Here is an 18663-nt window from a genome sequence, read left to right as displayed (position 1 = left end):
CCATGGCTAACGACCTCACGAAGCTTGCGGCCCGCATCGCCGCCCTGGAACGCCGTCTCACCCAGCAGACCCGCACCTCCCGCCTCGCCTACTCCTCGCTCGAGAACGGCGCGCTGGACGTGTACGACGAGAACGGCTCCCTGCGCGCCGTCATCGGTCAGCAGCCGGACGGGACCACAGCGGTCAACATCGTCAACGCTCCGCCTCCGCCCACTCCGAGCCAGCCCACCGCTGTGCCCGTGCTCGGCGGCATCGCCGCCACCTGGGAGGGCACCTTCGCCGACGCCGTCGCCGCACCGCTGGACTTCGCGCGCGTCGAGATCCACGCCTCCGCCCTGGACGGGTTCACCCCCAGCCCGACGACACTGCGCGGCACCGTCGAGTCCCCACTCGGCGGCACCCTCACCATCTCCGCCGACCAGCCGCTCTACGTCCGCCTGCTCGCCCGCAACACCTCCGGCTCCTCCTCCGCCCCCTCCCCCCAGAGCGGCCCGGTCGGCCCGGCACCGGTCGTCGCCCAGTCGGTCCTGGACGGGATCGTCACGGAAACCGCCTTGGCCGAGGGTTCGGTGACCGCGGAAAAGGTCGTGGCTAAGACGCTCACGGCCCGCGAGATCAAAGCGCTGTCCCTCACGGGCGACGAGATCGCCACGAACACCCTCACGGCCCGCCACATCGCCGCCGGCTCCCTGACGGCGTCCCGATTGGCGATCGGCACGACCGGCAACCTGGTGGGTGATCCCTCCTACGAGACCGGCCTGGTGGCCTCGTACATCGTGGGCAAGGAGGAGTTCGCCGTCGAGGACGGCGGCAAGAACTCCGCCAAGTGCCTGCGTGTCACAGCGGGAGCGGGCACCTACCGATGGCTCCAGCACGCTTCCTCACCCGTCCTGCCCGGCGACAGGTACTGGGTCGCCGCCGACTACAGAACGTCCACCGACTTCACCGGCGGCAAGATCATGCTGTACCTCGGCTTCTACGACGAGGCCGGCACCCGGTTCGGCTCCGACGGCGTCACCGTGTCAGCCCCGGTCACCGACGGCACCTGGCAACGCGTCTCGAAGATCGTCACCATCCCGGCCGGCACGTCCCTGGGCAACGTGCGCGTCGGCGTCGACGCCACCGGCGACACCACCGCCACCGGCCGGGTCTACTTCGACAACCTCGAGTGCCGATCGCTCCTCACCACCCCGGGCACCGGAGCACGCGCCGAACTCTCACCCCAGGGGCTTCGCCTGTACGACGAGTCCGGTGACGAGGCCGTATCCCTGACCACCGGCTCTCCCAACTACCTCACCCTGACGAACGACGGGACGGCCGTCGCCACCATCGACCAGGACGGCAATACCGGCGTCGCGGACCTCGCGGTCGCGGGGCGGCTCACCATCGCCGGGGACCCCATCGAGACCTACCTGTCCGGCTTCGCCCGCGGCCTGGTCGCCATCGACCACCAAACCACCTCCGTGTCGGCGGGCACCACCGACTACGGCTACGTCGAGCTCTCGTTCGACGCCGATACCAGCCGCATGTACCGCGTCGTTCTGGACTGCTACGCCGATCCCTCGGCCGCCGGCGGCGAACTCGTCCTGGCCCTGAAGGACGGCGGCGCGAGCACCCCGACGATCTCCTCCACACAGATCCAGTCCGCGATCTTCCCCGTGCCCACGGCCGGCTACAGCCGCATCCACATGGAAACCGTCCGATCGGGAGCGGCCTTCGGCGCCGGCCTCCACCGCCTCCTGATCACCTTCCGCTGCCAGAACGGCCCCAGCGGCCAGACCGTCCGCCTGTTGGGCGGCTCCAACCACCCCGGCCTGATGTACATCGAGGACGTGGGCCCGTACCTCCCCGAAACGGGCCAGTACAACACCGGCGGCGGCACGGCGACCCTGCCGAAGAAGACCTACACCAAGACCTACGCGGCCACCTGGTCCGGCTCTTACACCAACCGCGGCGCGTACAACTCCTACTACGGCAACAAGTGCCTGCAGGGCTACTACAGCTCGACCAACGGCACGCAGGCGAGCCTGATCGGCTTCCCCTCCGCCCTCGCCACCGACCTCTCCGGCGCCACCATCCAGAAGGCCGAGGTCTACCTCTACTTCGACCACTGGTACTACAACAGCGGCGGCAAGGCGGTCATCAAGGCCCACAAGCACACCTCCCGCCCCTCGACATTCAGCTCCGACAGCGAGGCGCAGACGATCACCTGGGGCAAGAACGTCGGCAAGTGGGTCGACATCACCGCGGTGTTCGACTCGACGAGCTGGCGCGGGATCGCGCTCGACCCGAACAACTCGGACAAAACCTATTACGGACGCGCGCAAGGGGTTGGGCAAACGTACCCACCGAAGCTGCGCGTCACCTACACCAAATAGCAACCCCATGGTGACCCCTCGTGGTGATGCGGCATGCTCTGGTGGCGAGGGGAGGGCGTATGAGAGGTGGCCGGTGCGACGGCTGGGTCCGCACACTCCGGGACCAGTTGATCTGCTACACGGGCAAGGTCCTGATTGATGGGGAATGGACGACACGAGACAGGTGCGCGGAGCGCGCCGGACTTCGTGGCGCGGACTGGAAGAACGACTTCTCCAGGAAGATCACACTCGTCGTACACGGCGACCTCGCCAGCCAAGCCGTTACTGACCCACGTCGGCAGTACAGCAAGAAGCTCGTCCGGGCCGCATGGGAACGAGACCGCGGATATCACGTGTGCGTCGTCGACGCTGACGGCTTCTCTGACCTGCTCGCAGGACACCCAGCCCGATGCCGGGAGCTACGGTGCGTCGAAGGCAGCAGCGAAAAGGTACTGGTGCTGCCGCAGCCCGGAGATGGCGTTCTCGGCGGGCCGCTTCAGCGTCACGCGGTGGGCCAGCGCGATTCCACCCCCCTCACCCTCGATCTGAGTCGCCTCGATGAAGGCACAAAAGCCCACGAGGCAACGTTGACAGCTCTCATCCGCCACCTTGGCGCACGTGGTATCGAGGTCCGTGGCCATGCGCGCAACGCCCCTCGGTTCGATGCGGGCTGGGCCTGTGACGACGAAGTATTCATCGCAGAGGTCAAGAGTCTCAGCGAGACCAACGAGGACCAGCAGATCCGCCTGGGCATTGGACAGATCCTCGACTATGCCCATCAGCTTCAGCACTTGGACACATCACACAAGGTCCGTCCCGTACTGGTCCTCGAGCGCCAGCCAACAGAATCGCGATGGAAGGGAGTCGCGGACTCCAGCGGCATCTTGCTGACCTGGGGTCCAGTTTTCGAGGATTGCTGAGTCTTCCGCAAAGTGAACACTTCGGAGACTGGTGGAGTCTGCCACCCAAGTCGACGGATCTTGCTTCCCGGTACCAGTGCTCATGAATAGGATGGATGTGCAGGGCGACCCTCCGCCCTCGACTGACATCGCTCAGGCTCCGCAATCCGAGGGACCGCCAGTTGGCTCCTGGTGAGCAGCGCTCACGGAGGCGCGGGGGAGAAAGCGTCCCGACGTGGCCCAGCCACTGTCCGCAGACCAGTTCCTCGCCGTCCTGAAGAAATCCGGCGTCCGCGTCGTCGAGCACGGCAACTGGCGCACCCACAACCGCAACCACAAGGGCGTCTGGGGCCCTGTCCACGGCGTCATGATCCATCACACCGGCCCGTACTCCACCGAGGCCGCCATGGTGGAGCTCTGTCGGACCGGCTACACCTCCCTCCCCGGCCCGCTGTGCCACGGCGTCATCGATCGCTCCGGCACGGTCCATCTCGTTGGCTACGGCCGCGCCAACCACGCCGGCTCCGGTGACGACGGCGTCCTCAAGGCCGTCATCGCCGAGAAGCCCCTGCCGCCGGACAACGAGGCGAACACCGACGGCAACCCGCACTTCTACGGCTTCGAGTGCATCAACACCGGCGGCGGCCAGACCTGGCCGGAGGCCCAGCTCGACGCCATGCACAAGGTCAGCGCGGCCCTGTGCCAGGCCCACGGCTGGAGCGAGCGGTCGGTGATCGGCCACAAAGAATGGCAACCCGGCAAGCCGGACCCGGCCGGCATCTCGATGGACGGCTTCCGCGCTGCAGTCGCCAAGTACCTCGACGGAAAGCCTCCGAGCAGCAAGCCGCCGACGGAGAACAAACCGGAGTACGCCCCGTTCCCCGGCTCCGACTACTTCCGCACCGGCCGCCGCTCCGCCCTGATCACCGCGATGGGCAAGCGGCTCGTCGGCGAGGGCTGCGGCAGATACAGCAAGGGCCCAGGCCCGAGCTGGACCGAGGCCGACCGCCGCTCCTACGCCGCGTGGCAGCGCAAGCTCGGCTACTCCGGCGACGACGCCGACGGTATCCCGGGCCCGGCCAGCTGGGCCAAGCTCCGTGTCCCCAAGCCCTGACCCACGCCTCGAGAGGAACCGCCCCCATGGCCAGCATCACCAGCACCCCGAAGCTGCTCGCCGACATCGCCGAGCGCGCCGTCCTCACGTACGTCGAGGCGTTCCTCGCCCTCCTCCTCGCGTCCGGCACGACCAACGTCGTCAGCCTGTCCGCGCTCCAGTCGGCGGCCATCGCCGCGATCCCGGCCGGCCTCGCCGTCGTCAAGGGCGCCGTCGGCTCCCTGCTCGGTCGCGCCGGTACTGCGTCCTGGCTCCCGGCCAGCAGCGACCCGGCCTCCACCTCCATCAACTGACCTACGGAGCAGGTGCCATGCCCGACGGAGAGATCGCCTTGGAACTCGCCGAACTCCGCCGCGCCCTCGAGGTCGGGCTGGCGCGCATCGACGGCCAACTCGCGCTCCTGGTCCAGCGGTCCGACCAGATCGACAAGGCGATCGAGGAACTCGACGCCCGCGTCACCACCCTCGAACGGACCCGCTGGCCGCTTCCCACCATCAGCACACTCACCGGCCTCGCCGCCCTGGCCGTTGCCGTCTGGTCAGCGACCGGCCGCTGACGGCACCCGAGCACGAGCGGTCCAGAGACAGAGGTCAGCGACTAGGTCTCGGTGCCCGCTGTCACTGCCCGACCTGAGTGGCCAGGAACACCGCCGCCACCGAGGGGCGGACCGCGTACGTTGCGCCCGCGCTACTCTCAGGGGCCTCCCACCAGTAGAACGGGTAACGCCGCCCACTGTTGCCATGTGCCTTGGTCATGCCGGACAGCACACCTGCCACGCGGCGCGCCGGATCGACCTCGTTCGGCCCGTCCAGAGCCTTGTCCACCAGCTCCGTGCAGTGGATCGTCCGACCAGGGTTACGCAGCAAGTACTCGAACAGCCGCCGGGCCTGCGGCGCGAGTTCAGCCAGGAACACCGCGGCGCGCTCCAAGTCCTCCGGGCCCCATTCCGGAGCTCTGTAGTGCCCCTCTTCACCAGAGTGCTCGGCCCAGCGCGGATCAGTCTCAGTCAGATACACCGTCACATCCGCCTTAGCATCGCGTCCTTGAGCGCTTCATTCTGCCCGCTCCAAGCTCACCTGGGACCGCTGTGCCCCATTTCCGGCTGGACGCGACAGCGCCCCGGGCAGAGTGCGAGTCAGATCCCGGGGCGCCGTTCCGCAAAGGAAAGAGACCGCCAGCCTAGGGCGCCGGCCCACGGCGGACAAGCGACACCCCTCAGAGCTTCGCCCAGGCGTGACCGTTGTCCGTCGTCAGCCAGTCCGCGCAGCAACTATGCTTGACGCATCAAGTCAGTTTTATGCAGTCGAACGGTCCCGGGGAGCACTGTGGCGAAGAAGCGGTTCCCCTATCTCCTGGGGCACGCCGAGATCGCGTCCCTCTACGGCGTGGAGCGACAGACCTCGCAGCTGTGGAAGACCCGTGGCGTGCTGGGTGAGCCGGACGTTGTCATCTCCGGGAACCCGTACTGGCTGCTGCCGACCGTGCTCGGTCTCGCCGAGGACGGGACGCGTGACTACCTGCCGGAGCGACTGAAGGAGTACGAAGCCGGCATCGACGGTGGGTACGTGGTCGACGACGCGGCGGAACTGCCGGACATCGTCGGCCTGAAGGAAATTCCCTGGATCTTCGGCAAGAAGTACATGGACGTCTACCAGTGGCGGGTCCGCAGGAGCTTCGCGGCCGAGGACGCCATGATCTCCGGCTCGCCCCTGTGGCTGCTGGACACCGTGCTCGAGGATGCCGAGCAGCGTGGACGGGCCACCGTCCGGGAGGGCATCGACCGGATCCGGGCGGGCGAGCGCGAGCAGATCAAACCCCGCGGCCGGAAGCCCTCCGCGGAGCCGAGGCCGACTCCCCCGCCGATTCCGGAGGCACGCACCTTCACGCCAGGTGAGCACACCGTGGAGGACGTGGCCGCGTTCGCTGCCGAACTCCTGAAATCCGGGTTCTCCATGACCGTGCGGCCCAAGCGGTAGGACGGCCTGCTGCCGTGCCGCCCGGTCACGCCGCCTTGAAGTGACGTGGTCGACAGCGGGCGACCTTGTCGATCACTGGGTTCAGTCGAGGTCCCCGGTCTCCACGAGGTGCGCCACGAAGGCGGCCGTGATGCGCGGGCGGGTGGCGTCCGGGACAAGGGTGTCGGGTAGGTCGGCCTCCGCACCCCACTCCGTGTTGAACATGACGGCCATGCCCGCCGGCACGACGTTGTTCCTGAGCCAGAGGACGAACGTCGCCGCGGACTGGGCGGTGCAGTCCTTGACGGACACGCCTTCGGGGGACAGCAGGGCCATGCCTTCCAGCTGTTCCTCGTCCAGGGTGATCCCGAAGTGCATCGACGACCCGCCAATGGGCCCGTCGGTGCCGTCGTCGACACGGATGAACTCGTCGGGGTTCCGCTCACGCAGCACGGCTTCCAGGCCCTCGTAGGTCAGGCCCCAGCTCTGCCCGTCCGGCGGGGTGAAGATGTACATGGTGCGGAGTGCGGCGATCTCTTCCGGTTCCATCGTGGTGCGGTGCTTCCTCTGCGGCGGGTGGCGGTGTCAGGGGACGTAGCGGGCGGTGCCCTTGACGCCATAGGCGGCCATCATGATGCGCCAGTACTGGACTGACTCCTGGTTGTTGGTGACGGTCTCGACTCCCCGCATCTCCGTGTTCCGCGGATCATTGAGCGCGGCCGCGTACTTCTTGAGCTCGTCGCGGTCCGAGCGGTAGAGGAAGTCCTTCTTTCCTGACGCGTGGTTCTCGCGGAGTTCCTCGAGGGAGCGGTAGCAGCGCTGGTTCGGCTTGTTGACGTACTTCGCCTCGACGGCCATACCGTCGAGGTTCCGGAACCCGTCCACCATCAGCGTGTTGTTCACGCTGTGCCCCTTTGGGATGTGGACCTCGTACTCGGGGTAACCGGCCACGCGCAACTGGTAGGCGACCTCGGCCGGCTTGCCACCCGAGACGTCGCCTTGACGCAGGGAGTTCAGCCAGGTCTGGAACTCCTGCTGCTGTCCGGCGGTGAGCGGTGGAAAGCGCGGGTCGGGTGGCGTGGCGGGCGGAATGGGCTGAACGCGGGGGCCGTTGGCGGGACGGTAGGCGACCGGGACCAAGGTCGGGACACGGATCAGTGGAGCCAGGAACGGGGGTACGCCGGGCAGGAAACCGTCGTTGTCCGGCTGTGGCATGGGGACGCGTGACTTGGAGCTGTCCAGGGCGGCCGGGATCTTGCCCAGAGACGCGATCCGCATGTCTCCCGCGATGAGCTCGTGCAGACCGCCGTCGTGGCCGTCTCCTCCGAACCTGGGCTGCTCCCACGGCCAGAGGAACTCGCTGGTGGGGGATGTCTCCTCGATGGGCAGCCGCTGCTTGGCGGTCTCTATGTGATCGGCGTAGGCGTCACAGGCGTTGGCGATCATCTTGCAGGCCACGGGGAGGTTGGCCATGAGGGTCTCGTCCTCGCCGACCTCACCAGGCGGCGGGTTCTTACCGACGAACTTCTCGAAGAAGCCCTCGACCGCGTCCGCGGTCTCACCGACCTGGTCCAGGTTCGCGGTCTTCCAGGCGGTGTCGGAGTCCCAGTACGCGTCCTCGAGAATCTTAGACGCCGCACGCCAAGCCTTGGCCACGGTGCGGAGTTTCTGCGGCTGCCCGAGGAAGCGCTCGTTGAACAGGTACTGGTCGACGCCGCTGGTCTCACCGACAACCTCGGGGAGGTCCTCCGCGTTGTGGCTGGCCCGCGGGTTGCAGTCGGGGCCGGTCGGCTGCGCACCGATCCCCGGCCCCTGCGGGCTCTGCCCGAGGAGCACTGCCGCGATCTTACTCTCTCGCTTCAGGAATTCTTCCGACGCCTTGAGCAGGGCGCCGGCACCGTTGGCCATGACCTGGTGAGCGAAGCCGGCCTTGTCGAACACCGTCTTGACGGCTTCCTTGTACACCTTGGCGAAGGCCCGGCCCGCCTCACCGTCGCCGGCCATGCCACCGTTCTCGCTCAGTTCCGTGAACAGCAGGCTCAGCATCTCGTAGATCAGGTCACGCAGCCCCACCATCGACCAGGAGGCGTTGACGAAGTTCGCCGTCTGATGCCGAAGATCCAACATTCCCCCGCAGAGCCGTTACGGATGCCTTTGGCACCGTACAAGATTGCGAACGGTGCTGATACGGAGGGTGGTGACGTTGGCGCGCGGACCGCCGCGGGAGGACGGCGGCGCGGCAGCACTCGCGCGTCTCCGGCCAATCGTCTCGCAGGCAGCACACTTCGATGCCGTCACGTTTAAGGTAGTGGACCACATGTGTTGTGACAGACATTGACCTTCCGGGGAAGTGATGCGCGCGCACCACCAGGCGGAGCTACCGCTGGAGTTGACAGAACCAGACCACGCCCACCTTCACGACGAGCCCACCATCGACGAGCGCTTCGAGGACTTCCACGCCACACACCCCTGGGTACTCGAAGCTCTGGAAGACCTCACGGCACGCTGGATAGAGGCCGGCGGCGGACGCATCGGCGTCAAGGCACTCTTCGAGCAGCTCCGCTGGTCGCAACCAGAGATCTCACACGACAGGCCGTTCCGACTGAACAACGACTTCACCTCGCGCTACGCGCGCCTTCTCTGCGCACTCCACCCGGAGTGGGCGGGCGTGTTCCAGCTGCGCAGCCTGCGCACAACCGGCGAGAACTGATAGTTCAGACTTGACGCGCAGGACTCGGTGAAATAGATTTTGATTAACTTCAATTGGTCGCAACATGTGTTGTGACAGTTGGAGTTCAGGTAAGGGGACCACAATGCATGGAGGGGATGTGGCCGACACTCCGGTCACCTGGCTCGCGATCCGCGAGGACCAGAAGGCGTTCGAGGACCAGCAGTTACGCGCGCTGCGCGCTGCGTTCCCGGATCTGGCGGAGGCCAGTCCGGCGCAGCTGGGGATCTTCTTCCACTACTGCAAGGCGTCGGGGCTCGACCCGTTCGGCCGGCAGATCTACATGATCAAACGCAAGTCGCGCGGCGAGATCCGCTGGACGATCCAGACCGGCATCGACGGCTACCGGCTCATCGCGCGCCGGGCCGCCGACCGTGCCGGCCAGTCCATCGCGTACGAGGACTTCGTCTGGTACGACGCCGAGGGCGGCGAGCACACGGTGTGGCTGCGTGACGAACCGCCGGCCGCCTGCCGGGTCGTCGTCTGGCGTGGCGACTCCCGCTTCCCAGCCGTCGCGCACTGGCGGGAGTACGCGCCGAAGGTGTGGGACTACGAGGCCCAGGAGTACAAGCTGGGTGGCCTGTGGCCGCAGATGCCCGCCAGCCAGCTGAGCAAAGTCGCGGAGGCCCTCGCCCTGCGCCGGGCCTGTCCCGCGGACCTGTCCGGCCTGCATGTCGACGAGGAGATGCACGCTGCCGACGCGGCGGAGTCCCGCGAGCGCGTCCAGACGGCCGCCGCACGACTGAAGAACGACACGACAGAGCAGCCCGGCAAGTCCCAGCCGACCGGAAAGGCTCCCTCGCCCGGAGACGTGGTCGAAGCCGAAGTCCTCGAAACCGGAAACGGCGACGAGACGTCGAGCACCGTGTCGGCGCGGGAGAACGAGACACCGCCACCTACCGACCCGCACGCCGAACTGGACGAGGCCCGCCGGGAAGTTCAGCGACTGGCCGACCGGCTGGGCATGGTCTTCGACACCGTCAACGAGCGGTGCTTCGACGACTTCGGCGTCTCCTACCAGGACGCCAGTACCGAACAGCTTCGTGCCCTCCTCGGCACGCTGCAGCCGGACGGTGAAACCGGTGGCGACGCTTCCGCCGACGCCGATCCGTCGGCCGAGGCCCCGCCCACGCGCCGTCGCGCCCCGGCCAAGAAGGCGGCTCCCCGCAAGGCCGCGGCGAAGAAGACGGCGTCACGGAAGAACGCCGCGAAGAAAGCGTCACCCCGCGGCTCCTCCCCGAGCAAGGCCGACGCCACCACAGCTCAGTAGCCCTCTCCTGCCCGTCAGGCAGTGAAGCAGAACCTTCCGACAGAGTGCGAGAACACCATGACCAGCGACAGCGTCGTCGACAAGCTCGGCGTCCCCGTACCCGACCTGTGGAAGGGCGCGCACCGCGACGACCGCGCCAGACCCCGCTCCCGCCAGCGACTTCTCGGCCCGTCGTCGGTCGGCCTGTGCCGACGCCGAGCCGCCTACGAGGTCCATGGCACCTGGCCGACCGACCTCGCCGACAACATGCACGCCGCGATCCTCGGCACGTGGCTGCACGAGGGCATCCTGCGCGTCCTGCGGGAGCAGTACGGCGCCCACACCGAGCTGGAGCTCACCGACGGCGTGATCCTCGGCCACGCGGATGCCTACTGGGCTCCGGGCGACCTCCACCAGCGGGCCGCGCATCGCGGGTCGACGGCGGAGCCGGCCGGTGACGTGGGCGTCGTGGAGGACGTGAAGACCAAGAGCACCCGGGCTCTCGACGTCGTCGTGCGTCAGGGGCCCAGCCAGGCCGAGTGGTTCCAGGTCCACCTGTACGCGCACTTACTCCGCACCGGCGGCCTCAAGGAACACCCCAGCCTCCCGACCGGCGAACCGCTGCCCGTCGACGTCGTACGGCTGCGCTACGTCGGCCGTGAGTACGGGCAGGTCGTCGTCCACCAGCGCCCGTACGACGAGGACGTCACGAAGCAGGCCCTGGCATGGGCCGAGGACGTCCTGGCCAGTTCCGAACCGGAGGCCATGCCGCGTGACCTCGACGGCCCCGGACTGTCCATCATCTGTGATAACTGCCCGTTCAAGACGACCTGTTGGAAGCTTGACCAGCTCTCCGACGACCGCGCCCCGCAGACGATCCTCGCCGAGGACACCGCGGCCATCACCGAGGCCCTGCACGCCTACGCCGACGCCGCCGAGGTGGAGAGCGCCGCGAAGAAACGCAAGGCCAAGGCCCGCAAGATGCTGGACGCCGCCGACGCCGGCGTCTACGGCGCCTTCAAGCTGTCCTGGTCCGGCGGCAACCCGCGGCCGCCCGAGCCCGACCCCGCAGCGATGATGCGCGTCCTCGAGGGCCTCGGCATCGACATCCCCATGCGGCCCGGTGGGCGGACCTCGCGCACGATCGGTGTCACGCGACTGCCCGAGACCTCCTGATCGCTTCGGGTGATCGGCTCGTTCGGTCTACGAGCCGTGGCGGGGGAGGCCCGAAATTTCGCGACCCGTGCGGGTCGGCCCGCACTCACTGTTCAGTCAACACCCTTGGAGGGGACCACCTTGTCCACAGCCATGCCCTTCGAACACCTGGTGAGCGCCTCTGCGCCCGATAGGCGCGACGACGCGCAGTCCCGCATCGACGAGGCGCTGCACGCGCTCGCCACCTACGAGGGCGACGACGTCCTCGGCCTCATGCTCCACCTGACGACCGTCCTCAACGGGGCCGAACCGCACACCGGCATGGCCCAGCCACCTCGCCCTCTGCCCGACGACCGCATCCGGCAGCGGCTCGCCGACAGGCTCACGGCGGCCTGGCCCCGCATGGACTTCGCCGGCCACGCCCGGGACGTCGCCGACACCGTCCTGCAGGTGGTCCTGCCGGTCATCACCCAGCTGCGTGCGGAGGCCGCCGCCTGGCGGGGCAGGGCCGAGCGGGCGATTCCGCAACGCGACAGGGCCCGCGCACTCGCGGTCACCCTGGAGCAGACGACCGCCGAGGCGGCCCGGCTCCTGCGCACCGGTCAGCCCGGCCCCGCTCTCGCCGTGCTGGAAGGCGACGGCCAGCCGCTCGGCCTCGGCGACACCCCGCTCTCCCGTGAAGCGGCCCTGGAGGTGGGGCGCGAGTCCGCACCCGAGGACCCGTACGCCTCTCACCGCGGCCGCGGCCGCGACCTCGACGACGAGCGGTGAGCGGGTCGTGCCCACCACCCACACACCTCAGCCACACGCCACAGCGCCCGCGTTCCACATCAAAGGCATCGACCCCACCCGCGAGCCCACACGCCGCGTCTACGTCAGCACCACCGCCACAGGCGTCCCCGGGGTCGACTTCCTCGCGGTCGAGCGGGTCGTCAACGGAGATCTTCCGCTGCCCAGCCTCAACGAGGCCGAGCAGAGACTCGCCGCACGTCTCATGACCCGCGAGGGCCTGGGCGCGGAGGAGATCGCCGAATGCCTCGCTGTGGAGCCCCGCACCGTCTCGCGCTGGCGGGCTGCCTGGAAGAAGGAAGAGAGGGAGGGCAGTTGAGCATCGAGGCCATGGCGTGGGCCTTCCGGCAGGACATCCCGAAGCCGGGTGCGAAGCTGGTGCTGCTGGCCCTGTGCGACTTCGCCGACGAGTCGTGGTCCTGCTTCCCCGGCCAGGCCACCTTGGCGGAGAAGACGAGCCAGGGAGAGCGCACGGTCCGCCGGCACCTGGAGTGGCTGGAGGAGGAGGGGTTCATCGTCTCGCACGCCCGCTTCTCCGACGGGCGGCGCACCAGCAACCGCTACACGATCCACGCCCCGCGTCCGCAGGCGCCACCACCGTCGGGTTCGTCGGCGTTGGGTTCGTCGGCGTCCGGTTCGCAGGCTCCCGCCCAGAAGGCGACGAAGGACGGGCAGAAGCACGCCGGAAGACGGGCAAAGCAGGCGGCCAGAACGGCCACTGGCCAATCTGACCAGCGGCCAGATGCGGCAGGGGAACCGGCCAATCTGGCCGGGGAACCGTCAGAGAACCACCAGAGAAACCCCCTACCCCCGGCAGACGGTGACGGCAGCCTCGGGTCAGGCGGCTGTGCGGCGCATCCGAATTCCCCTGCCGTCAACTGCCGAGGCTGCGGCACGAGTCCGCGCGCCCGTCGCGCCGCCGCTGCGGCTCAGGAGAAGCGCGAGAAGGACGAGCGTGCACGCAGCCGGGACCGCCGCTGGTTCCAGGAAGACCGGGTGCGGCGCGCCCGCGCCGCGGAGCTCGAAGCCCAGGGCGCCCTGGACGGGCCACGTCGAGCGGCGCGCGAAGCGCTCAGACGGAATCGCTCCCGCGGCGACAGACCACCCACGTAAACAACACTTGACGGCAATTGATCATGATTGATAAAATATTATCAACGCCATCAATCAACACCCACAGACCCCGAAGGGCTTGACCGATGTTCCGACACCTCACCCCCGGCGAACAGCAGGCGCTCACCGCCAGGCTCACCGCTCGCGGCGTCACACCCGAGCAGTTCGAGCAGGCCAAGGAACAGGCGCGCGCGATCGGCGAAGCCCTGGCCCGCACCTACGGCGACACGATCGGCCGCCCGGTGACCCCGCTGCAGTTCGCCACCGACGTCCTCGGCGTCGAGGGCGCCGGCCGGCTCCTCGTCTGCGCCCTGCGCGAGACGACCGGCCGCCCGGACTTGTACCGCGACATCTGACGGAACGAGCGCTTTCACCCAGCTCCGACATGTGTGGTGACAGACAATTGCTGCCCTCCGTTCACCTATTAGGCCCTGACCAGAGTGCGAGGAAACCGATGAACATCCCCCTGTCCAACATCGCCGCGATAGTGGCCGCCGCCCACCTCCAGGGCCCACCCACCGTCCGTACCGACCTGGACGGCAGGCCCGTGCGCGTCCTGACTCTGCGCGGGCCCCGCCCCGGCGAGCTGTACGACTTCACGCTCGACGACGGCCACCGCCGATGGCGCCTGGAGTCCGTCAGCCATGAGAGCGGCATCGACATGCACGGCCGCACGCTCGGCAAGCGCCTGTCGGCCCGGCTGAACGTCCTGCACGGCACCGCGGCCGAGCACTTCGACCAGCGGCCCCCGGCCCTCCCGTAACGCCCACACCGGCCACGGGCCCCGGGAGCACCGGAGCCCGGCATCCACGAAGGAGAGAGCGAAGTGGACCAGTCCACCCGCGAGCAGTTACTGCACGCCGAAGCCGCCAAGTACGGCATCGCCCCCGACGTGATCGACCGCGCGGTCGGCGTCATCGCCGCCGTCCAGCGCCGCGACCGCGCCGACTTCCGCAGGAACTTCGGAGGGGAGCTGACTCCCGACCGGTGGCTCGCCACGCATGGCGTCTCCGGCTTCAAGGAACTGTGCGCGTACGCAGCCCGCCAGGCCGGCATCGTCGGCGGCGGCGAACTGATCATGCGCATCGTCTCCGCCGTCGCACCGCAGCCCGAGCAGTGTTCCGACGACCGCCCCCTGCAGTTCTGGGCCCGCCCCCTCACCGACCCCGCCGAGGCGGCGTTCCCCGCGTACCGCGTCACCTACGAAGGCCCGCGCGCCGACATCAGCCCCGGCTTCGACTGGTCCGGAGCCCTGCTGCGCCACACCCTGCGCGTAGCCATCGGACGCGGCAAGGGGGCGGCGAGCCTCGAGGAGGTCACCGGGGTCGTCGTCTTCACCGATGGCGACCTGCGTGGCGCCTACGTCGCACGACCCGCCCCCGGCCACACCCAGCCCGCCTGCGCACGCTGTGGCCAGTGGGACAGGGAGCACACGCTGCACGAACGCTTCGGCTCCTGCTCGGAGTTCACCGCTTCGGCCGCTCACATCGCTGCGGTTCCCGTGCCGTAGCGGCAGTTCCCGCCCGGGGTCGCGCGCCGGTGCGAGCGGCCTGCCCCCGGGCGGGCCCCTGAGTTCCCCCTCTCATGCAAAGGAGTCAGTCCAGTCATGTCCCGAACACCCTGGCGCGTGGGCGGCGCACAGCGGCAAGGCCGCCGCGAGGTTCAAGCGGACGCCTTCGCCGTCGGAGGCGACCAGGCCACCGGCCGTATCGCCGTCGCCGTCACCGACGGAATCGGCGACACCACGACCGCGGCCGGCGCGGCCGATCTGGCCGCGGAGGAGGCGGTGGGTGCGGCGCTCGTCGCCACCCCCGAGACCGGCTGTATCAGGGCACGCAGCCAGCTCGCCGCCAGCGGCATCGCCGCGGACGCGTCGATCGTCACCGCGCTGTTCGACCCCGCCCACAGCCATGTCCAGTTCGCCTGGGCGGGCCTGTGCCGCGCCTACGCCCTCACCACCGACGGGCAGCTGCGGCGCGCCACATACGACCACTCGCTCGGCGAGCGCATCCGCCGTCACACCACGCAGTCCGACGCGCTGCCGCTCTACGACCGCAAGGTGACACGCACCGTCGCACGCCACGAGTTCGTGACCACGTCCCTGCCCGCGCACAGCACCACCGCGGTTCTGCTGTGCACCGACGGCGTCAGCCAGGCCGTCGACGGGCGGACCATCACCGCCGCGCTCCTCCGCGACGACCCGAACGAGGCCGCCGAACTTCTCGTCGGCACGGCCGGCATCAACGGCCCGGACAACGCGACCGCCATCGTCCTGCGCCGCGCGCACTGACCATCCTGCCCAGCCATCAGGAGCCAACCGCCATGAAAGAACGGCAACTTCGCCCCACCCAGATCCCACTCAACGACCTCGCGGCCACCTACGTCCAGGCTGGCGAGACCCTCTTCCTCGCCCTTCACGACGACATCGCCGCCCGCGTCCGTCTGGCCCACCCCGACGCCGAGCACCTGGAGGTCAGCTTCGACGCCGACGGCGACGTCCGGCTGCACGGCATCTGGAGCGCCCAGGACTTCGCGATCGGCAGCTGCCGACTCCTCTACGACCCCCACGACGACCCGGAGCAGAGCTGGCGCGACGGACCGCTGGACATCGACGAACTCGTCAGCGACCTCTGCCGCGTTCTGAACGGCGCCTTCCTCTACCGCTGGGGCCTCGTCGAGCCGCACCCCGTCCACGAGCACCGCGACCGCCGCTGGATCACCCTCCCGCCTGCTGACCGGGCCGCCGCCGTCGCCGCGATCGTCCGCCGCCATGTCCCCGACGCCGAGTCGCTGATCTGCCGCTTCGAAGCGACCCACCGAGGCGTCGCCGTCGGCTTCGAGCAGATCACGCTCAGCGGCGGCGAGAGGGTCAACATCCCGTGCCCCCGTTGTTCTCCGGAGTCCGAGACAACCCGTGGCCGCACGACGTCTCCCACGAACTGGCCCACCTCCTCGCGCAGCTCTACGCCCTGCCCCACCTGCGCAGCCGCCACCTGACCCCGTGCATGGACGTCGCCTCCGAGCACGAAGGGCAGCTGTGGCAGCTGGTCTTCCCGTACCGCGAGCCCGCCCCCGCCGACGCCACCCACCACTGACCGCAGTCCCTCTGGAAGGACGCAGCTCTCATGACCGACACCGCAGCGAACCGGGTCGCCACGGCCCTGCGCCACCGCAGACTCGCCGTCGACGCCTTGAACGAGGCCCAGGCCCAGTACGAGATCGCGGTCCTCGACCACGTCACCGCGCGCATCGCCGAGGCGTACCCGGAGACGACCCACCTCACATTCGATCACTCCACGCACGACCGAACCGTCGAGCTCCACGGCCTGTGGACCACGCACCACGACGGGACTGAGGAACTGGTACTCGACGCCCGCGGGGACGTCTGCACCACCAAGCTGGACCTGGAGGAGCTCGCCGACGACCTGAGCGATGCGCTCGCCGGACTCCACTCGGCCGCCTGGAGCGCCGTACGCCCGGACCCGAGATCGGACCGGCGCTGGACGCTCGACCTCCCGCCGGCCGACCGGATCGTGCGGGTCGCCGAGCTCGTCCGCGCACACCATCACCACGCCCAACTGATCACGGTCGACTTCGCCGGTGACACGTGCCGCGTACTCGACGTCATCTGTGCGGACACCTCCGAGGCCGACAGCGGCGTCATCAAACCGATCCGCGCCGCCGACGAGCGCCCCCTGTGGCCGAAGGACACCGAGCGGCGAATCACGGCGCTCGCCCGACAGATCCACGTCCTTCCGCACCTGCGCGCACGACACCTGGCACGCGTCGGCGGCCCGGCCGAGCACACGGCGTTCCTCCTGCTCCCGCAGACCCACACCCACGGAAAGTGAGATGACATGCCCATGCCCTCCGGGCGCTCGTTGGCGCCGTCCGTTCCCGCCACCCACGCACAGACCATCGCGGCGAACGTGCTGAAGACCTGGCCGACCACCATCGGACTGACCGTCGAGTACGTCTCCCACCACGACCAGGGCCCACACGGCGCCGTCACCTTCGCCATCGTGCGCGCCCGTGAGCCCTGGCCGGGCCCCGTCCTGATCCGCTGCGACGGCTACGGCCACATCACCCGAGGCTGCGACCACCCTCGCCTCGACGGACAGCCCTGCTGGCACCCTTCGGCCTCCCACCTCTCGCTGCGCGGCCAAGGCCGATGCCCGGAGCACCTGCCGCCTCTCACGGAGCACGAGTGGGTCAAGCACCCCGAGCAACCCCTCTACGGCCGCGTCACCCGCGTCGACCCGGACGGAACCGTGCTCATCGACTTCGCGAGCGGCGAGCTCGCCCTCCACGACACGCAGGTGCCCCGCGTTCCCCCGCACATCGCCGAGGAACTCGACCGCGGCCCGATCAACGGCCCCATGCATGTGATCGACGAGTAGCCAGAACTCCGCCCGGTGCCGTGTGCGAGACGCCACCGAGCGGCCAACCACCCACACCCACAACGGAAAGAGATCCCTGAGCATGAGCAACCACGCCGTGGTCACCCTCAGCTTCACCAGACCGGTGTACGCGCACGAACTGCGCCCCGGCGACGTGTTCGCCTTCCCCGACGCGCCGCACACGCCCCTCACCGTGGCCGACGTCAAGAAGACCGTCATCTCCCCCGAGCTCACCCTGCTCACCCTGGCCCTCCACGGCCGCCGCACCGAACCGGTCCATCTCCCGGCCAGCACCCCCGTCCGCCCCCTGCGCATGGTCCGCACCGTCTCCCTGCCCTGCCTGCTGTGCCGCAAGTCCCAGGACGTCGAGCTCGACCTCCCGCATGACGGCGAGCCCCTCTCCCTCGTCTGCGGCGACCACGCCCCCGAGACGGACCAGACCGCGGAGGGCAAGTGATGGCCCTCCACTACCTCAGCGCCGTCCAGCTCCTCCGCCGCGTCGACGAGGACAAGGCCCGCGCCCTGTACGCGGACGTCATCGAAGCCCTCGAACAGCACTGCACGGACGTGGGCGTGGACTGGTGCGGCAACGAGCTGAACATCACCGTCCAGCTCACGAACGACGGCGAGCAGTACATCGTGGTCACGGGCCGCCAGTCGCTCCCCTGGCACGACGACCGCGCCGAGATCGGCGGCTGGAAGGCCGTTCACATCGACAACACCCACGGCACGGCCAAGGTCGTCTACGACACCACCACAGCCGAGGGAGCCCCGCCCGGCGACATGTCCCTCGACCCCCTCGCCGAAGAGGTCGGCGCGTACGTCAACGGCTGGCGCGCCGAACACGGCGGATAACCCAGCCCCCCCCCACCGCACCAGGGGGCCGAGCCCACGACATCGGCCG

24 protein-coding genes are annotated in these 18663 nt (G+C 69.0%); 21 read left to right on the top strand and 3 right to left on the bottom strand.

Annotated features, from left to right (window positions below):
• The first annotated feature begins 2 nt into the window (after nucleotides 1-2).
• From ACPT94_RS06900 to ACPT94_RS06880, 5 genes are all read left to right on the top strand, one after another.
• The gene (locus ACPT94_RS06900; protein ID WP_425245378.1) at nucleotides 3-2378 is read left to right on the top strand and encodes a hypothetical protein; all 2376 of its coding nucleotides are present in this window, start codon (nucleotides 3-5) and stop codon (nucleotides 2376-2378) included.
• A gap of 107 nt (nucleotides 2379-2485) precedes the next feature.
• Complete coding sequence (locus ACPT94_RS06895) at nucleotides 2486-3277, top strand: hypothetical protein (RefSeq protein ID WP_425245377.1); 792 nt, start codon at nucleotides 2486-2488, stop codon at nucleotides 3275-3277.
• 214 nt (nucleotides 3278-3491) lie between these two features.
• Entirely contained in the window at nucleotides 3492-4370 is an 879-nt protein-coding gene (locus tag ACPT94_RS06890) for a peptidoglycan-binding protein (RefSeq protein ID WP_425245376.1), read from the top strand.
• Between the two features lie 26 nt (nucleotides 4371-4396).
• A complete protein-coding gene (locus ACPT94_RS06885; RefSeq protein WP_425245375.1) occupies nucleotides 4397-4663 on the top strand; it encodes a hypothetical protein in 267 nt (88 codons plus the stop codon).
• Between the two features lie 17 nt (nucleotides 4664-4680).
• Nucleotides 4681-4926, top strand: coding sequence for a hypothetical protein (locus ACPT94_RS06880; RefSeq protein WP_425245374.1), 246 nt, complete (start codon nucleotides 4681-4683; stop codon nucleotides 4924-4926).
• Between the two features lie 61 nt (nucleotides 4927-4987).
• Here ACPT94_RS06880 and ACPT94_RS06875 read toward each other — a convergent pair whose 3' ends face one another.
• Nucleotides 4988-5386, bottom strand: a complete 399-nt coding sequence (locus ACPT94_RS06875; RefSeq protein WP_425245373.1) for a DUF6416 domain-containing protein — start codon at nucleotides 5384-5386, stop codon at nucleotides 4988-4990.
• A gap of 309 nt (nucleotides 5387-5695) precedes the next feature.
• On the opposite strand from ACPT94_RS06875, the gene ACPT94_RS06870 reads away from it, so the two are divergent.
• Nucleotides 5696-6346 carry a hypothetical protein gene (locus tag ACPT94_RS06870; RefSeq protein WP_425245372.1) on the top strand — a complete coding sequence of 217 codons (651 nt, stop codon included), beginning with the start codon at nucleotides 5696-5698 and terminating at the stop codon, nucleotides 6344-6346.
• A gap of 81 nt (nucleotides 6347-6427) precedes the next feature.
• On the opposite strand, the gene ACPT94_RS06865 is transcribed toward ACPT94_RS06870, so the two are convergent.
• Together ACPT94_RS06865 and ACPT94_RS06860 are read right to left on the bottom strand one after the other, a co-directional pair.
• Nucleotides 6428-6874, bottom strand: coding sequence for a hypothetical protein (locus ACPT94_RS06865; RefSeq protein WP_425245371.1), 447 nt, complete (start codon nucleotides 6872-6874; stop codon nucleotides 6428-6430).
• Nucleotides 6875-6910: 36 nt separating this feature from the next.
• Nucleotides 6911-8452 (bottom strand): restriction endonuclease fold toxin-2 domain-containing protein, encoded by a 1542-nt coding sequence (locus tag ACPT94_RS06860; protein ID WP_425245370.1) that lies wholly within the window; start codon nucleotides 8450-8452, stop codon nucleotides 6911-6913.
• Nucleotides 8453-8678: 226 nt separating this feature from the next.
• Here ACPT94_RS06860 and ACPT94_RS06855 point away from each other — a divergent pair, with 226 nt between their 5' ends.
• The 15 genes from ACPT94_RS06855 (at nucleotide 8679) to ACPT94_RS06785 (ending at nucleotide 18614) form a co-directional block, all read left to right on the top strand.
• A complete protein-coding gene (locus tag ACPT94_RS06855; protein ID WP_425245369.1) occupies nucleotides 8679-9035 on the top strand; it encodes a hypothetical protein in 357 nt (118 codons plus the stop codon).
• A 118-nt stretch (nucleotides 9036-9153) separates the two neighbouring features.
• Nucleotides 9154-10323: a recombinase RecT gene (locus tag ACPT94_RS06850; RefSeq protein WP_425245368.1), complete on the top strand. Its 1170-nt coding sequence runs from the start codon at nucleotides 9154-9156 to the stop codon at nucleotides 10321-10323.
• A 57-nt stretch (nucleotides 10324-10380) separates the two neighbouring features.
• Nucleotides 10381-11478 (top strand): PD-(D/E)XK nuclease family protein, encoded by a 1098-nt coding sequence (locus tag ACPT94_RS06845; protein ID WP_425245367.1) that lies wholly within the window; start codon nucleotides 10381-10383, stop codon nucleotides 11476-11478.
• 132 nt (nucleotides 11479-11610) lie between these two features.
• Complete coding sequence (locus tag ACPT94_RS06840; protein WP_425245366.1) at nucleotides 11611-12228, top strand: hypothetical protein; 618 nt, start codon at nucleotides 11611-11613, stop codon at nucleotides 12226-12228.
• Between the two features lie 7 nt (nucleotides 12229-12235).
• The gene (locus ACPT94_RS06835) at nucleotides 12236-12565 is read left to right on the top strand and encodes a helix-turn-helix domain-containing protein (RefSeq protein WP_425245365.1); all 330 of its coding nucleotides are present in this window, start codon (nucleotides 12236-12238) and stop codon (nucleotides 12563-12565) included.
• A complete protein-coding gene (locus ACPT94_RS06830; RefSeq protein ID WP_425245364.1) occupies nucleotides 12562-13359 on the top strand; it encodes a helix-turn-helix domain-containing protein in 798 nt (265 codons plus the stop codon). Before ACPT94_RS06835 ends, ACPT94_RS06830 begins: the two co-directional genes overlap by 4 nt.
• Before the next feature lie 86 nt (nucleotides 13360-13445).
• Nucleotides 13446-13715, top strand: a complete 270-nt coding sequence (locus ACPT94_RS06825) for a hypothetical protein (protein ID WP_425245363.1) — start codon at nucleotides 13446-13448, stop codon at nucleotides 13713-13715.
• A gap of 98 nt (nucleotides 13716-13813) precedes the next feature.
• On the top strand, nucleotides 13814-14122 hold the full coding sequence (locus tag ACPT94_RS06820) for a hypothetical protein (RefSeq protein WP_425245362.1): 309 nt from the start codon (nucleotides 13814-13816) through the stop codon (nucleotides 14120-14122).
• Nucleotides 14123-14185: 63 nt separating this feature from the next.
• Complete coding sequence (locus ACPT94_RS06815; protein ID WP_425245361.1) at nucleotides 14186-14869, top strand: hypothetical protein; 684 nt, start codon at nucleotides 14186-14188, stop codon at nucleotides 14867-14869.
• A 96-nt stretch (nucleotides 14870-14965) separates the two neighbouring features.
• Entirely contained in the window at nucleotides 14966-15649 is a 684-nt protein-coding gene (locus tag ACPT94_RS06810) for a PP2C family protein-serine/threonine phosphatase (protein ID WP_425245360.1), read from the top strand.
• A 32-nt stretch (nucleotides 15650-15681) separates the two neighbouring features.
• Entirely contained in the window at nucleotides 15682-16356 is a 675-nt protein-coding gene (locus ACPT94_RS06805; RefSeq protein ID WP_425245359.1) for a hypothetical protein, read from the top strand.
• A gap of 128 nt (nucleotides 16357-16484) precedes the next feature.
• The gene (locus ACPT94_RS06800) at nucleotides 16485-17210 is read left to right on the top strand and encodes a hypothetical protein (protein WP_425245358.1); all 726 of its coding nucleotides are present in this window, start codon (nucleotides 16485-16487) and stop codon (nucleotides 17208-17210) included.
• A 6-nt stretch (nucleotides 17211-17216) separates the two neighbouring features.
• Nucleotides 17217-17759 (top strand): hypothetical protein, encoded by a 543-nt coding sequence (locus ACPT94_RS06795; protein ID WP_425245357.1) that lies wholly within the window; start codon nucleotides 17217-17219, stop codon nucleotides 17757-17759.
• An 82-nt stretch (nucleotides 17760-17841) separates the two neighbouring features.
• Entirely contained in the window at nucleotides 17842-18216 is a 375-nt protein-coding gene (locus ACPT94_RS06790; protein WP_425245356.1) for a hypothetical protein, read from the top strand.
• The gene (locus ACPT94_RS06785) at nucleotides 18216-18614 is read left to right on the top strand and encodes a hypothetical protein (RefSeq protein WP_425245355.1); all 399 of its coding nucleotides are present in this window, start codon (nucleotides 18216-18218) and stop codon (nucleotides 18612-18614) included. Before ACPT94_RS06790 ends, ACPT94_RS06785 begins: the two co-directional genes overlap by 1 nt.
• The last annotated feature ends 49 nt before the right edge of the window (nucleotides 18615-18663 follow it).

This window comes from Streptomyces aurantiaciflavus, assembly GCF_049808595.1.
In the GTDB taxonomy this organism is placed as follows: domain Bacteria; phylum Actinomycetota; class Actinomycetes; order Streptomycetales; family Streptomycetaceae; genus Streptomyces.
Note: the sequence above shows the minus strand (reverse complement) of the source record. Positions and strands in the feature narration are given on the sequence as shown.

Excerpts from the sequence above, each read along its gene's own strand:
- ACPT94_RS06900 (WP_425245378.1), top strand. The coding sequence starts at position 3 with ATGGCTAACGACCTCACGAAGCTTGCGGCCCGCATCGCCGCCCTGGAA.
- ACPT94_RS06885 (WP_425245375.1), top strand. The coding sequence starts at position 4,397 with ATGGCCAGCATCACCAGCACCCCGAAGCTGCTCGCCGACATCGCCGAG.
- ACPT94_RS06880 (WP_425245374.1), top strand. The coding sequence starts at position 4,681 with ATGCCCGACGGAGAGATCGCCTTGGAACTCGCCGAACTCCGCCGCGCC.
- ACPT94_RS06865 (WP_425245371.1), bottom strand. The coding sequence starts at position 6,874 with ATGGAACCGGAAGAGATCGCCGCACTCCGCACCATGTACATCTTCACC.
- ACPT94_RS06860 (WP_425245370.1), bottom strand. The coding sequence starts at position 8,452 with ATGTTGGATCTTCGGCATCAGACGGCGAACTTCGTCAACGCCTCCTGG.
- ACPT94_RS06855 (WP_425245369.1), top strand. The coding sequence starts at position 8,679 with ATGCGCGCGCACCACCAGGCGGAGCTACCGCTGGAGTTGACAGAACCA.
- ACPT94_RS06845 (WP_425245367.1), top strand. The coding sequence starts at position 10,381 with ATGACCAGCGACAGCGTCGTCGACAAGCTCGGCGTCCCCGTACCCGAC.
- ACPT94_RS06840 (WP_425245366.1), top strand. The coding sequence starts at position 11,611 with ATGCCCTTCGAACACCTGGTGAGCGCCTCTGCGCCCGATAGGCGCGAC.
- ACPT94_RS06825 (WP_425245363.1), top strand. The coding sequence starts at position 13,446 with ATGTTCCGACACCTCACCCCCGGCGAACAGCAGGCGCTCACCGCCAGG.
- ACPT94_RS06820 (WP_425245362.1), top strand. The coding sequence starts at position 13,814 with ATGAACATCCCCCTGTCCAACATCGCCGCGATAGTGGCCGCCGCCCAC.
- ACPT94_RS06810 (WP_425245360.1), top strand. The coding sequence starts at position 14,966 with ATGTCCCGAACACCCTGGCGCGTGGGCGGCGCACAGCGGCAAGGCCGC.
- ACPT94_RS06805 (WP_425245359.1), top strand. The coding sequence starts at position 15,682 with ATGAAAGAACGGCAACTTCGCCCCACCCAGATCCCACTCAACGACCTC.
- ACPT94_RS06800 (WP_425245358.1), top strand. The coding sequence starts at position 16,485 with ATGACCGACACCGCAGCGAACCGGGTCGCCACGGCCCTGCGCCACCGC.
- ACPT94_RS06795 (WP_425245357.1), top strand. The coding sequence starts at position 17,217 with ATGCCCATGCCCTCCGGGCGCTCGTTGGCGCCGTCCGTTCCCGCCACC.
- ACPT94_RS06790 (WP_425245356.1), top strand. The coding sequence starts at position 17,842 with ATGAGCAACCACGCCGTGGTCACCCTCAGCTTCACCAGACCGGTGTAC.
- ACPT94_RS06785 (WP_425245355.1), top strand. The coding sequence starts at position 18,216 with ATGGCCCTCCACTACCTCAGCGCCGTCCAGCTCCTCCGCCGCGTCGAC.